The organism is Streptomyces cyaneofuscatus (assembly GCF_042718795.1).
Lineage (GTDB): Bacteria > Actinomycetota > Actinomycetes > Streptomycetales > Streptomycetaceae > Streptomyces > Streptomyces cyaneofuscatus_A.
In genome coordinates this window covers 48,533-62,244 of sequence record NZ_JBHXOX010000004.1, presented here as the reverse complement: position 1 = coordinate 62,244, position 13,712 = coordinate 48,533, and the positions used below count along the sequence as shown (strand labels likewise).

Annotated in this window: 7 protein-coding genes and 1 pseudogene; 4 read left to right on the top strand and 4 right to left on the bottom strand. The window is 73.3% G+C overall.

The genetic code is table 11. The features are described from left to right. The 4 genes and pseudogenes from ACFWRT_RS04925 to ACFWRT_RS04910 form a co-directional block, all read right to left on the bottom strand. A pseudogene (locus tag ACFWRT_RS04925) lies at positions 1–332 on the bottom strand (hypothetical protein); the annotation flags it as partial. 352 nt (positions 333–684) lie between these two features. Continuing rightward, a complete protein-coding gene (gene prfB, locus ACFWRT_RS04920; protein ID WP_380950820.1) occupies positions 685–1,791 on the bottom strand; it encodes a peptide chain release factor 2 in 1,107 nt (368 codons plus the stop codon). Between the two features lie 80 nt (positions 1,792–1,871). Then, positions 1,872–3,125 (bottom strand): serine/threonine-protein kinase, encoded by a 1,254-nt coding sequence (locus ACFWRT_RS04915; RefSeq protein ID WP_380950821.1) that lies wholly within the window; start codon positions 3,123–3,125, stop codon positions 1,872–1,874. A gap of 173 nt (positions 3,126–3,298) precedes the next feature. Continuing rightward, a complete protein-coding gene (locus ACFWRT_RS04910; protein WP_380950822.1) occupies positions 3,299–5,017 on the bottom strand; it encodes a serine/threonine-protein kinase in 1,719 nt (572 codons plus the stop codon). A 501-nt stretch (positions 5,018–5,518) separates the two neighbouring features. On the opposite strand from ACFWRT_RS04910, the gene ACFWRT_RS04905 reads away from it, so the two are divergent. From ACFWRT_RS04905 to ACFWRT_RS04890, 4 genes are all read left to right on the top strand, one after another. Further along, positions 5,519–9,427: an FHA domain-containing protein gene (locus tag ACFWRT_RS04905; RefSeq protein ID WP_380950823.1), complete on the top strand. Its 3,909-nt coding sequence runs from the start codon at positions 5,519–5,521 to the stop codon at positions 9,425–9,427. A gap of 328 nt (positions 9,428–9,755) precedes the next feature. Beyond that, positions 9,756–11,123 (top strand): ABC transporter substrate-binding protein, encoded by a 1,368-nt coding sequence (locus ACFWRT_RS04900; protein WP_380950824.1) that lies wholly within the window; start codon positions 9,756–9,758, stop codon positions 11,121–11,123. A gap of 127 nt (positions 11,124–11,250) precedes the next feature. Continuing rightward, positions 11,251–12,537, top strand: coding sequence for a carbohydrate ABC transporter permease (locus tag ACFWRT_RS04895; protein WP_380950863.1), 1,287 nt, complete (start codon positions 11,251–11,253; stop codon positions 12,535–12,537). A 100-nt stretch (positions 12,538–12,637) separates the two neighbouring features. Further along, positions 12,638–13,519: a carbohydrate ABC transporter permease gene (locus ACFWRT_RS04890; protein WP_380950825.1), complete on the top strand. Its 882-nt coding sequence runs from the start codon at positions 12,638–12,640 to the stop codon at positions 13,517–13,519. Positions 13,520–13,712 lie beyond the last annotated feature (193 nt).

The window sequence follows — 13,712 nt, the reverse complement described above, 5'->3', positions numbered from 1 at the left end:
GTGGTGGCCTCACCCGTGGTCGCCTCACCGGTCGTGGCCTCACCCGTGGTGGCCTCACCCGTGGTCGCCTCACCGGTCGTGGCCTCACCCGTGGTGGCCTCACCCGTGGTCGCCTCACCGGTCGTGGCCTCACCCGTGGTGCCACCCTGGTCGGCGCCACCGATCGGGTTGTCCCCGGTCTGGACCGACACATCGGCGCTGAGGTCTCCACCGTCCACACCGATACCGATGCCGACCGCCTGCGCCGCACCCGCGGCGGTCAGCGAGGCACCCGCGGCAATAACCGCACCAGCGGCTATCCGCGCGACGCGAACGCGCGTCTTCTTCGTCATCTGTTGCTACCCCCAGTAGCTGATCTCGTCATTGGAGCAGCCATATGCGGGGCCACGGCCCTGCGGGGAATCGTCTCGGCGAGGCCACGTCGTGTCGTGGTCACCCCGCCAGTCCCCCGGTTCACACCTGTCCCAGACATACGCATGCTGCTCTAGCACCCTGGCCAGAGTTAAGGATTCCGTCAAGGCCGTTGTGTGTAGTAGGCACCCTTATAGGGGTTCTTGACGGGTATTCGGCAGCACGACTGTGACGCATCGGGCACAGCTTCCCCTCAACTCGCCCCGGCGGTGCCCCCAACGCGGTCGGGCCCTGACAGTTCCCTGTCCGGGCCCGACCCTCGTACGGCGGAGGTTACTTCTCGCGCTGCTTGCGCCAGCGGATGCCCGCCTCGACGAAGCCGTCGATCTCGCCGTTGAAGACCGCTTCGGGGTTGCCCATCTCGAACTCCGTACGCAGGTCCTTGACCATCTGGTACGGGTGGAGGACGTACGAACGCATCTGGTTGCCCCAGGAGTTGCCGCCGTCGCCCTTGAGCGCGTTCATCTTGGCCTGCTCCTCCTGGCGGCGGCGCTCGAGGAGCTTGGCCTGGAGGACGTTCATCGCGGACGCCTTGTTCTGGATCTGCGAGCGCTCGTTCTGGCAGGAGACGACGATGCCGGTCGGCAGGTGGGTCAGACGGACCGCGGAGTCCGTGGTGTTGACGCCCTGTCCGCCGGGGCCCGAGGAGCGGTACACGTCGACGCGCAGCTCGGACTCGTCGATCTCGATGTGGTCGGTCTGCTCGACGACCGGGAGCACCTCGACGCCCGCGAAGGACGTCTGGCGGCGGCCCTGGTTGTCGAAGGGCGAGATCCGGACCAGGCGGTGGGTGCCCTGCTCGACGGAGAGCGTGCCGTAGGCGTACGGGACCTGGACGGAGAAGGTGGTCGACTTGATGCCGGCCTCTTCGGCGTACGCCGTCTCGTAGACCTCGGTCTTGTAGTTGTGCCGCTCCGCCCAGCGGAGGTACATGCGCTGGAGCTTCTCCGCGAAGTCGGCGGCGTCCACGCCGCCGGCCTCGGCCCGGACGGTCACCAGCGCCTCGCGGGCGTCGTACTCGCCGGACAGGAGGGTGCGGACCTCCATCTCGTCCAGCGCCTTGCGCACCGACTCCAGCTCGGTCTCGGCCTCGGCGAGCGCCTCGGCGTCGCCCTCGTCCTCGGCGAGCTCGAAGAGGACTCCGAGGTCGTCGATACGACCGCGCAGGGTCTCGGTCTTGCGGACCTCGGCCTGGAGGTGCGAAAGCTTGCTGGTGATCTTCTGGGCCGCGTCCGGGTCGTCCCAGAGGGACGGCGCCGCTGCCTGCTCCTCGAGCGCGGCGATGTCCGCCCTCAGCGCATCCAGGTCCAGGACGGCCTCGATCGACCCCATGGTCGAGGAGAGGGACTTCAGCTCTTCGGAAATATCGACGACTGCCACGGGTCCAGCGTAACGGCATGGCGGGTGAAGCTTGCCCTCCCCCGGGAACCCGGCCGATACCGGCCGGTACCCGCCAGCCCCTACGGGGTCGCCGGGGCCGAGTTCTCGCTGTCCTGAGGCCCGGCCGGGCCGCCGTCCCCGCCGCCCGCGGCCAGCCAGCCGCCGACCGCGACGGCCGCGCACAGCAGGAGGGCCGCGGCGCCCAGGGTGATCCGGCGCTTGCGGACGGCCGCCGCCTTGTTACGGGCGGAGCCGGGGCGCGGCTTCCCCGGGGAGCGCGGGGCACGGGCGGTGCCCAGGGGGCCGCCCGCCAGCTCGTCGGGAGCGGGGACCCGCATGCTCGTGTGGGTGTCGCGGTTGGAGTCCGGGGACGAGCCGGGGACCAGCGGGACCGCCCCGCGCCGGCGCGGCTCCTCGGCGGACGGGGTGTACTGCTGCTCGTCGTACGCGGCCGGCTGCTGCTGCTCCGCCTCGTCGCCGCCGGGCTCGTCCACGTCCAGGGGCGGTATGCCGGCGAGGAGCGGGAGGAGGTCCCGAAGGCGTACGGCCAGCTCGAAGGCGCGCAGCCGGGAGGCCGGGGCCTTGGCCAGGCACTGCACCAGGAGCCGCCAGAGCTCCTCGGGGATGCCGGGGAGCGGGACGACGGTCTCGGTGACGTGGCGGCGCAGGACCGCGCCGGGGTGGCCGCCGCCGAAGGGGGTGAACCCGGCGAGGAGCTCGTACAGCACGGTCGCCAGCGCGTAGATGTCGACGGCGGCGCGCGGCGGGAGGCCCTCGACGATCTCGGGGGCCAGGTAGTCCGGCGTACCGATGATCTTGGTGGCCTTGGCGCGGCGCGGGGTGTCGATGAGCTTGGCGACGCCGAAATCGGTGAGCAGGGCCGGGTGGGAGCCGCCGGGGCCGAGCGGGCCCTCCATGTCGAGCAGGATGTTCTCCGGCTTGACGTCCCGGTGGACGATCTGGGCCTTGTGGGCGGCGGCCAGGCCGTCGGCGACGTCCGCGATGATCGCGACGGCCGCTTCGGGGGCGAGGCGGCGTTCGCGGTCCAGGCGGGTGCGCAGGTCGGTGCCGCGTACGAGGGTCATGACCAGGGCGAGGTCGTTGCCGTCCACCACGAGGTCCCGGACGGCGACCACATGGGGGTGGTCGAGCCCGAGCAGGGCGGTGCGCTCCTGTACGAATCGGCCCACGAGCTCCTGGTCGGACGCGAGGTCCTCACGGAGCAGCTTGATGGCGACCGGGCCCTCGGGCCCTTCGCCGAGCCACACCGTGCCGGCGCTGCCGCGCCCCAGGATCTGGTGGGCCGTGTACCGGCTGCCGATATTCCGTGCCAAGACTGCTCCCTCAGCGGCTGGCGGTGGACCCCCGGTCGACAAAGTTACGCGGCGTTCGGGGTGGTGCGTGCCCGGGATGGCGCCAACCTGCACTTCTCCGGGCCGAATCGGCCCGGAGAAGTCGACAAAGGGACAGAGTCGGGGCCGTCAGGCCTCCGTACCCTCTGCGGCCGTCAGGCGCCGCCGGTGCCGCCGGTGCCCCCGGATTCGCCGGTGGCCTCGCCGATCTTGGAGACCCAGTCGGTGACCGTGCCGATCGCGTCGCCGATCGCCTCCCAGTAGCCCTTGCCCTGGGCGACCCAGTCCTGGAGCGGGGTCAGCTCCCAGATCAGCCAGCCGGCGACGACCAGCAGCACGATCGTGAACAGGCAGCCCTTGAGGCAGCCGAGGCCGGGGATGCGCATCGGGTTGGCGCCGCGCTGCCTCGGCGGACGCGGCTCACGCGGCGGGCGCGGGGCCGGCTGCTGGGGCTGCTGCGGCTGCTGGGGCTGAGGCGCGTACTGCTGGCGCTGGGGCTGCTGGCGCTGGGGCTGTTGCGGGGCCTGGTAGCGCTGCGGCTGATGCTGTTGCTGCGGGTACTGCTGCTGGAGCGGCTGCTGCCGGTGCTGCTGCTGCCGCTGGGGAGGCTGCGGGGGCTGCTGCTGGCGCTGGGGGCGGCGGCGCAGGGGATCCTGGCTCGGGTCCAGGTACTGCACCTGCGTCTGGTCGTTGCGGTCGCGGGCCGCCTGGAGCTGGGACTGCCAGGGGTGCGGGCCGTCCGGCTGCGGCGGCCCGTCGGGGCGCTGCGGTACGGGCGGCATGACGGCGGTCGGGTCGGCGTGGCCCTGGTTGTTGCCGTGACGCTGGTTGGAGCCGGGGCCGCCGGGGCCTCCGGTCTGCGGGAGCACGCTGGTGGCCGCGCCGGGGTCGTACGAGCCCGCGTTGCTCGGCAGCACCTGCGTGGGGTCGGCGGCGCCAGGGGTCTCCGGGACGGCCGTGGGCGCCGGGTCGGGGGCGAGCAGGGCGCCCACCCCGTCGGCGGCGGCGATCTGGGCCGAGTTCGCGTGGACGCCGATGCCCGCGGCGACCGTACGCAGGCCACGGGCCAGGTTCTCGGCGCTGGGCCGGCGGTCCGGGTTCTTGCTCAGGCAGCGCTCTATGACCGTCCACAGCGGTTCGGGGACGGTGGAGGGGCGGCGGGGCTCCTCGCTGAGGTGCCGGTGCAGGACTTCGAGGGCGGTGCCCCCGGCGAACGGCGGGCGGCCGGTGACCAGCTCGTACAGCAGGATGCCCGCGCCGTAGATGTCCACGGCGGAGGTCTGCGGGCGGCCCTCGGCGGACTCCGGCGCCACGTAGGCGGGGGTGCCGACGAACTCGTGCGTCCGGGTCAGCCCCGGGGAGTCCGCGAGCCGGGCGATGCCGAAGTCGGTGAGCATCGGGGTCATGCCGCCGTCGCGCTCGTCGAGCAGCACGTTGGCGGGCTTGAGGTCGCGGTGGACGACGCCGTCGGCGTGGCTGGCGGCGAGCGCGTCGGCGATCTGCGCGGTGAGCAGCGCGGCGGCGACCGGGGTGAGCGGGCCGTTCGCCCGCAGGTAGCGATGCAGATCGGGGCCGTCGATCAGGTCCATCACCAGGGCGAGGAGATCGCCCTCGACGACCAGGTCGCGGGTGCGCACGATGTTCGGGTGCGTTAGCCGGAGCAGCACGGAGCGCTCCCGCAGGAAGCGCATCACCACATCGGCGTCGTTGGCCAGCTCCTCCTTGAGGACCTTGATCGCCACGGTCTCGCCGGGCTGACCGGCGACGGCCGCCTCGGCGCCCGCGGTCTCCCGCTGACGGGCTCGCCAGACGGTGCCCGTGGCGCCGCGTCCGAGCGGCTCCTCCAGGAGGTACTTGCTGCCTACAGGCCGCACGTCTTGCACTCCCTGCTGATCGTGGTGCTTGCGGTCCCCCGGGCCCACCCGGATGTTCCGGGCCGACGCTCCGGCCCATGTTCCGGGCCACTCTAATGCCGTCGGCCACGGGGCCGGGGAGTCGCGTTTCGGGGGAAGACGCGCAGACCGGACAGATGGTTGCCGCACACGGTTGACGCTCGGGCGTCGGAGGCTCGAACGACAGTGCCGTACACCTGCGCGGGACGCGGCAGGCAAGCCCCGCCACCAGGTTCCCGGCGGCGGGAACCGGACGCAAGGCGGCACTTTTGCGCCCACAGCCGACCATTCAAGATCATTTAAAGGTGACCGCCGGGCGTGTTGTCAGTGGCAGGTGCGAGGATGCCTCCAAGGACGGATCTGACGGGTCGGGAGCCCGGGGTCCGTGACGACCTGTACGGACGACCTGTCCGTGCCGGGTGGGGGGAATCACAGGGCGTTTCCCCTGCCGGGCACCCCGCGCAGAAGGGACCGCCGACGGCGATGCAGATCCGGCTGACCGTCCTCGCGCCGCGCAGCGGCCAGACCCCGGCGCGCGCCTGCGACGTGCTCGTCACCGCACCCGCCGGGACGGCACTGGCCGCCGTCGCCTCCGGCCTGGCCCAGGCCGTCTCCGGGCCCGAGGGGTCCCAGGGCGGCGGGGCGGTGGTGCTCTTCGCCGGGCGGGAGCGGCTGGACTCCCAGCGCATCGCCCTCGGCGAGCCGCCCCTGGTGGACGGGGCGGTCCTCTCGCTCCAGGTCCCCGGCGAGGACGAGGCGACGGACGACACCGTTCCGGCCCAGCTCCACGTGGTCGCCGGGCCGGACGCGGGCGGGGTCCATCTGCTGCACGGCGGGCAGATCCGGATCGGCCGCTCCGCCGAGGCCGACGTCCCGCTGGACGACCCGGACGTGTCCCGGCTGCACTGCGCGGTGACGGTCGCCGAGGACGGCCGGGTCTCGGTCGCCGACCTGGGCTCGACGAACGGCACCTCCCTGGACGGCGCGGAGGTCCGCGACCGGCCTGTCCGCTTCCCGTCCGGCGCGCTGCTGCGGCTCGGCGAATCGACCCTCCGGCTCACGGCCGGCTCGCGTACGGTGACGCTCCCGACGGCCCCGGACGGCGAGGGCCACCTGCGGGTGAGCCGCGTCGAGCCGGAGCCGCACGCGCCGGACGCCGCGTACGGGAGCCCGTCGCCGTCCCTTGCGTCCTACGGCTCCCGCCCGGAGGCGGCGAGGCCGGAGGGGGCGGTGAGGCCGGTGGGTTACGGGGGCCAGGGTCCCGGCCACGGTCAGGGCTCCCCCGAGGCTGCCGCGCGGCAGCGCACCCACGGCGGCCGGGAGCAGTTCACGGCCGGCGGTGCGTGTGGGCGTGAGCCGTTCGATCCGGCGGGCGCGGGGGCGAGCGACCGGGAGCGATGGGGTGGCGGCGGTCAGGAGGCGTTCGGCGGCAGCGGCCAGGGGTCGTTCGGTGGCGGCGGTCAGGAGGCGTTCGGCGGCGGCGGCCAGGGGTCGTTCGGTGGGGGCGGTCAGGAGGCGTTCGGCGGCAGCGGCCAGGAGTCGATCGGTACGGGTGAAACGCCCCGGCGTGGGGGCATAGGCGCCTGGGCCCGGCGGCTCAAGGGCGGTGGCGGCAGCAGGGGCGAGCAGGCGCAGGGCGCTGAGCGGCCGGGCCGGGGCTCGTGGCCGGAGGCGGGGGCCGCCCCGTCCGGTCAGGCCCCTGCCCCGTCCGGTCGCGCCTCTGCCCCTTCCGGTCGCGCCGCCTTCCCGTCCGGTCACGTCCCGGAGGCCCCGGGCTCCGACCCGTACGCCTCCTCCTCGTCCTCCTCGTCCTCCTTCTCCTCCGCCGGTTCCTTCGGTGACTCGGGGGGCCACCTCGCCTCCCCGGCCTCGCCGCTCTCCCCCTTCTCCGCCGTGCCGTCCGCGCCCGAGGGCACCTGGCCGGACCCGGCGGCCGTGCTGCTGACCGCGCTGGGCCCGGGGCCCCGCCTGTGGGAGCGCCACGACGGGCACCCGGAGGCGCTGGTGGTGCGGCTCGGGACGACCGACCGGGCCGATGTGGAGTCGGTGCCGGTGACGGTGGGGCTGCGGGAGGCCGGTTCGCTGGGCCTCGCCGGGCCGCGCGCCCGGCTGGCGGGGCTCGCCCGCGCCACGGTAGCGCAGCTCGCCGCGCTGCACTCCCCGTTCGACCTGGAGATCGTGCTCATCTCCACGGACCGCACCCGCTCCCTGGAGGAGCGGCGGCGCGAGTGGTCCTGGCTGGGGTGGCTGCCGCATCTGCGCCCGATGCACGGGCAGGACTGCCGGCTCCTCCTCGCGTACGACCGTGAGCAGGCGGCCGCCCGCACGGCCGAGCTGGTCCGCCGCCTCGACGAGGGGCCGCTCGGTCCCGGCTGGCCCAACCTGGACCGGACCGAGGTGGCCGACGCCGCCCGCGCGCACACGGGCCCGCACACGGTGGTCGTCCTGGACGGCGACCCGGGTACGGCGGCGCTGCGCGAGACCACGGCCCGGCTGGCCGGTGCGGGGGCGGCTGCGGGCATCCATCTGATCTGCCTGGCCGAGACCCCGGCCGCCTCGCCGACCTCCCCGGTGGCCGCGACGTACGACGCCGCCTGCCGGGCCTCCATCGCCTTCCGCGAGTGCGGGGCGGTCGCGATGCTCAGCGGCGATGTGGCGACGGCGCTGCGCCTGCTGCGTACGGCGGGCGGTCAGGCGGCGGGCCACGGCACGGTGGCCGCGGTGGACGCGGTGTCGGCGGCCTGGGCCGAGCGGTTCGGGCGGGCGCTGGCGCCCCTGCGCGACGAGGGCTCGGCCGCACTGGCGGGCCGCCCGACGACGGCGGCGCTGCCCCCCTCGGCCCGGCTGCTCGACGAGCTGGGCCTGGCCCGCGCCACCCCGGCGTCGCTGATGGCCCGCTGGGCCTCCACGGCGGAGCACCAGCCGGGCGCATCGGTGCCCCGGCCCGCCGCCGCTCCCCCGTCCCGGGCGGACCGGGAGACCCCCGGCTCGGGCCGCACGCCGTACCCGTCGGTGGGCGACCGGGACTCAAGCCGCACGCTGAGCACGGGCCCGCGCGTCGGCCCCCAGCGCTCGTCGGGCGACGGCCACCGCTCCCAGGAGACCCCGGGCTCGGGTCGCACGCCGTACCCGGGCGCGGACAGCAGGGGCTCAGGCTGTACGCCGTACCCGGGGGCCGAAACCAGGGACTCCGGCCGCACCCCGTACCCGGGCACGGACACCCGCGACTCCGACCGCACCCCGCACCCCTCCCGCACCGCCCCCCGGGTCGGCCCGCCGGGTGGTGAGGCCGAGGCGGGGCGGGCGTCGCAGGCCGTGCACGCCGGGCGGCCCGTGCTCGTGCTCGGGGCCGGGCCTCGGGGCGCCCTCAGCGTCGACCTCGCCGACGAGGGCCCGCACCTCCTCATCGAGGGCCCCGCGGGCAGCGGGCGCACCGAACTGCTGCGGGCCATCGCCGCCTCGCTCGCCTCCTCCGCCCGGCCCGACCGGCTCGGCATCCTGCTGGTCGACGGCGCCGGCGGAAAGCCCGAGGAGCGCGACAGCTCAGCACCCGGGCTGCTCCCCTGTACGGAGCTGCCGCACGTGTCCACCCATCTCGTCGCCTCCGACCCGGTCCGGATGCGGGAGTTCGCCCAAGCCCTGGGCGGCGAGCTGAAGCGCCGCGCCGAGCTGCTCGGCCCGCTGGACTTCGCCGCCTGGCACGCCCGGCACGCGGAGGCCGCCGAGCAGGAGGAGTCCCGGCGCGTCGTGGGCCAGCGGCCCCCGAGCGGCGCCGAGCGCCGGGGCGACCTGGACTCCCCGGCCAGCGGCACCCTGCGGCTGCGCCAGGTCACCCCGCGGGCGTCGGACCCGGGCCCCTCGCCCCTGCCGCGCCTGGTCGTCCTCGCCGACGACTTCGACGCACTGGTCGCTCCGGGGCTCGGCAGCCCCGGCCGCCCCGCCGCCGGTTCCGTGGTGCGGGCCCTGGAGGCCGTGGCCCGGGACGGCGGCCGGCTCGGGGTGCACCTCGTCGCCACCTCGGGGCGCCCGGACCGCACGGAGGACACCGAGCTGGCCCGGGGGGCGAGGCTGCGCATCGTGCTGGACGCGCCGGTCCTGCCGCCGTCCCCGGACGAACCCGCCCCGGGCCGGGGCAGGCTGGGTCACCCGGACGGCCGGGTGACCCCGTTCCAGGGGGGCCGGGTCACGGGCCGCATCCCGCGTACGGCGACGCTGCGGCCCACCGTCGTCCCGCTGGAGTGGGAGCGGATGGGCGATCCGCCGGCCCGCCGCCCGATCCGCGAGCTGGGCAACGGGCCGACGGACCTGGCCCTGCTCGCCAGCGCCCTGGAGCGCGCGGCCCGCTCGGTCAACGCCGAACGCCTGCCCCCGCTGATCCCGTTCCCGACATGAGCCCGCGAGCCGTGGACCTGACACGACCCTGACCCCCGCCGATCCCGTTCGCGACGTGAGGCCGTGAAGCCCGACGAGCCCCCGATCCGACCCCCTCGGCCAGGCGTCCGACCTGTCACTCCTGCCCCTGCCCGCCCGCCCCTCACCTCATTCCGCCACATCCGCGCCGGATCCGCTGACGCGACGTCACGAGGCCATCACGATCACCGTGTTGGGCCGGACGGCGGTATTGCGGGGCCCGTGTGCCGGGCGTAGGACTGTGCGCACGGACGACGCAGCCCGGGCGACGACAGCGAGGTCGGGCGCGTACGGAAGAGACGGGGCAGGAATGCGTACAACCCTTTCCATACGCAGGGCCGCACTCGTCTTCACGGCGGTCGGCGCGCTGGCGCTGACCGGCTGTGGGGACGGCGGCGGGTCCAAGGAGTCGGGGTCGGGCGGCGGGACGGACAAGGGCACGGACAGTGCCTCCACCGTCACCCTGCCGAAGCTGGACGGGGAGAACATCTCCGTCGCCGCGGTCTGGACGGGACCCGAGCAGGCCAACTTCACCAAGGTGCTGGGCGAGTTCGAGAAGCGTACGGGCGCGAAAGTCACCTTCGTCCCGGCCCAGGACCCGATCGTCAACTTCCTCGGTACGAAGATCGCGGGCGGCGAGCCCCCGGACGTCGCGATGATCCCGCAGGTCGGCGCCATCCAGCAGGCGGTGGCCAAGAAGTGGGCCAAGCCGGTCGGCCCGGAGGCCAGGGCCCAGCTCGGTCAGAACTACGCCGAGGTCTGGCAGGACCTCGGCGCGGTCGACGGCACCCAGTACGGCGTGTACTTCAAGGCCGCCAACAAGTCCCTGATCTGGTACAACGCGGCGGCCTTCGACAACGCGGGCGCGGCCGAGCCGAAGACCTGGAAGGACTTCATCACCACCGCGGAGACCATCTCCGCCTCCGGTGTCACCCCGGTCTCCGTGGCGGGCGCCGACGGCTGGACGCTCACCGACTGGTTCGAGAACGTCTACCTCTCCCAGGCGGGCCCGGAGAAGTACGACCAGCTCGCGCAGCACGAGATCCCGTGGACCGACCCGTCCGTCAAGGACGCGCTGACCACCCTCGCCGAACTGTTCGGCAAGCCGGAGCTGATCGCGGGCGGCGCCGACGGGGCGCTCCAGACGGAGTTCCCGACCTCGGTGACCCAGACGTTCACCGGCGGCGACCAGCCCAAGGGCGCCATGGTCTTCGAGGGCGACTTCGTCTCCATCAACATCGCGCAGACCGAGGCGAAGATCGGTACGGACGCGAAGGTCTTCCCGTTCCCGGCGGTCGGCGCGGACTCCCCCGTGGTGACCGGTGGCGACGCGGCCGTGGCGCTGAAGGACAGCAAGGGCGCCCAGGCGCTGCTGACCTGGCTGGCCTCGGCGGACGCGGCGAAGATCTGGGCCGAGGCGGGCGGGTTCATCTCGCCGAACAAGTCCCTGGACACCGCCGCGTACCCCAACGACGTGCAGCGCAGGATGGCCGAGGCGCTCGTCGAGGCCGGTGACGACGTCCGCTTCGACATGTCGGACCAGGCCCCGCAGTCGTTCGGCGGGACGCCGGGGAAGGGTGAGTGGAAGATCCTCCAGGACTTCCTGAAGAACCCGAAGGACGTCGCGGGGGCCCAGCAGAAGCTGGAGTCCGAGGCGGCCAAGGCGTACAAGAGCTGACGCGGTGGCCACCACGAACGCGGAGGGCGCCGACCCGGCGCCCTCCGCCTCCCCTTCCCCCTCCGCCTCCCCAGCCCCGGACCCGCGCCCGGCACCGAAGGCCAAGCCCAAGCCCGGCGGCACGAGCGTGACCGGCACCCGCAAAGCCATCGCGGCGGCGTTCCTGCTGCCCGCGCTGGTGCTGCTCGGCGCCCTGGTGCTCTATCCGATCGGCTACTCGGTCTACCGGTCGTTCTTCGACCAGGCGGGCACGAGCTTCGCCGGCATCGACAACTACAAGGCGCTCTTCACCGACGACACCATCCTCACCGCGGTGAGGAACAACGCGATCTGGGTGGTGTTCGCCCCGACCGTCGCCACCGCGCTCGGCCTGATCTTCGCCGTCCTGACCGAACGCATCCGCTGGGGCACGGCGTTCAAGCTGATCGTCTTCATGCCGATGGCGATCTCGATGCTGGCGGCGGGCATCATCTTCCGCCTCGTCTACGACCAGGCGCCCGAGCGCGGGGTGGCCAACGCCGTCGCGGTGAGCGTGCACGACACGTTCAACGAGTCGGCCGGCTTCCCCAAGGCGCGCCCGCTGCCCGTGCACCCGCTGGAGAAGGGTGAGGGCGGGTCGTACGTCTCCAAGGAGCCGATACGGGCCGGCGAGGCCGTCCAGGTGCCGCTGGTCGGCGTCGCCCCGGCGAAGATGCCCGGTGACGCCCGCCCGGCGAAGGCGGCCCCGGCGGCGGACGGTGACCGGATCACCGGCACGGCCTGGCTGGACTTCACCCGGGGCGGCGGCGGGAAGCCCAATGTCGTCGACCCCAAGGAGCTGGGCCTGAAAGGCCTGAAGGTCGAGGCGGTCAGGGACGGCGAGGTCGTCGCCACCGCGACCGCCGGGGCCGACGGGGTGTTCACCTTGCCCGCGTCGGCGGACGGGGCACAACTCCGCCTGCCGGCAGACAACTTCCGCGAGCCCTACAACGGCGTCGACTGGCTCGGCCCGAGCCTCGTGACACCCGGGATCATCGGGAGTTACGTGTGGATGTGGGCCGGGTTCGCGATGGTGCTGATCGCGGCCGGTCTGGCCGGTCTGCCGCGTGAGCTCCTGGAGGCGGCCCGGGTGGACGGCGCCAACGAGTGGCAGGTGTTCCGCCGGATCACGGTGCCGATGCTGGCCCCGGTCCTGGCGGTGGTGCTGGTGACGCTGATGATCAACGTGCTGAAGGTCTTCGACCTGGTCTTCATCATCGCGCCCGGCTCCAGCCAGGACGACGCCAACGTCCTGGCCCTCCAGCTGTACCGCTCCTCGTTCGGCACGGACGCCGACCTGGGCATCGGCAGCGCGATCGCGGTGCTCCTGCTGCTGCTGGTGCTGCCGGTGATGCTCTTCAATGTCCGCCGGCTGCGGAAGGAGACACGGCGATGACGGACCTGGCCCACACCGTGCCGCCTCCCGGCCGGGGGTCCGGGGGTCGCCCCCCGGGAAGACACAGCAATGTCCGCCGGCTGCGGAAGGAGACACGGCGATGACCACGACACCCGAGGCCCGCACAGCCAAGCAGTCCCTCGGCGCCCGGATCGCCACGCGTCTCGGCGGCGGGGCGATGCGGGTCTTCCTGATCCTGGTCGCCCTGTTCTGGATCATGCCGACCATCGGCCTGTTCCTCTCCTCGCTCCGCGGACCCGAGGACATCGCGGCCACCGGCTGGTGGAAGATCTTCACCGCCCCCTCCGAGCTGACCTTCGACAACTACCAGCGCCTGCTGGACAATTCGACGATCACCGGATCCCTCCTCTCCACCGTCATGATCACCGTGCCGTCCACCGTCCTGGTGGTGGTGATCGGCTCGCTCGCCGGATACGCCTTCGCCTGGATGGACTTCCCCGGCCGGGACTGGTGGTTCCTGCTGGTCGTCGGGTTGCTGGTGGTCCCCGTCCAGGTCGCGCTGATCCCGGTCTCCGAACTCTTCGGCACCATCGGCATCTTCGAGACGACGCTCGGGGTGGTCCTCTTCCACACGGCCTTCGGGCTGCCGTTCGCGATCTTCCTGCTGCGGAACTTCTTCGCGGAGATCCCGCGCGAACTGCTGGAGGCCGCACGGCTCGACGGGGCGGGCGAGATCCGTCTCTTCACCCGGGTCGTGATGCCGCTGGGCGGTCCGGCGATCGCCTCGCTCGGGATCTTCCAGTTCCTGTGGGTGTGGAACGACATGCTGGTGGCGCTGATCTTCGCGGGCTCCGACTCGCCGCCGATCACCGTGGCGCTCCAGCAGCAGGTACGCCAGTTCGGCAACAACATCGACGTCCTGGCACCCGGCGCCTTCGTGTCGATGATCATCCCGCTGGTGGTGTTCTTCGCCTTCCAGCGGCAGTTCGTCTCGGGCGTCATGGCGGGAGCGGTCAAGTAGCACCCGTAGCAACGCCCTCACGTACGAGGACACGTACGACGACACGCACATGCGTACGTCAACCCGAAACGGCCCGGTTCCCCGGAACCGGGCCGTTTCGGCGTGCACATCGCCCGAATGCCACGCCCGGCGTAACCCTGTCATTCCATCCGACGTTTGCGGGCCACCTGGTTCCCGCGAACGACCCATGGAT

Bases quoted from the DNA above. Each gene is read 5' to 3' on its own strand.
- ACFWRT_RS04900 (WP_380950824.1), top strand. From the start codon at position 9,756: ATGCGTACAACCCTTTCCATACGCAGGGCCGCACTCGTCTTCACGGCG.
- ACFWRT_RS04905 (WP_380950823.1), top strand. From the start codon at position 5,519: ATGCAGATCCGGCTGACCGTCCTCGCGCCGCGCAGCGGCCAGACCCCG.
- ACFWRT_RS04890 (WP_380950825.1), top strand. From the start codon at position 12,638: ATGACCACGACACCCGAGGCCCGCACAGCCAAGCAGTCCCTCGGCGCC.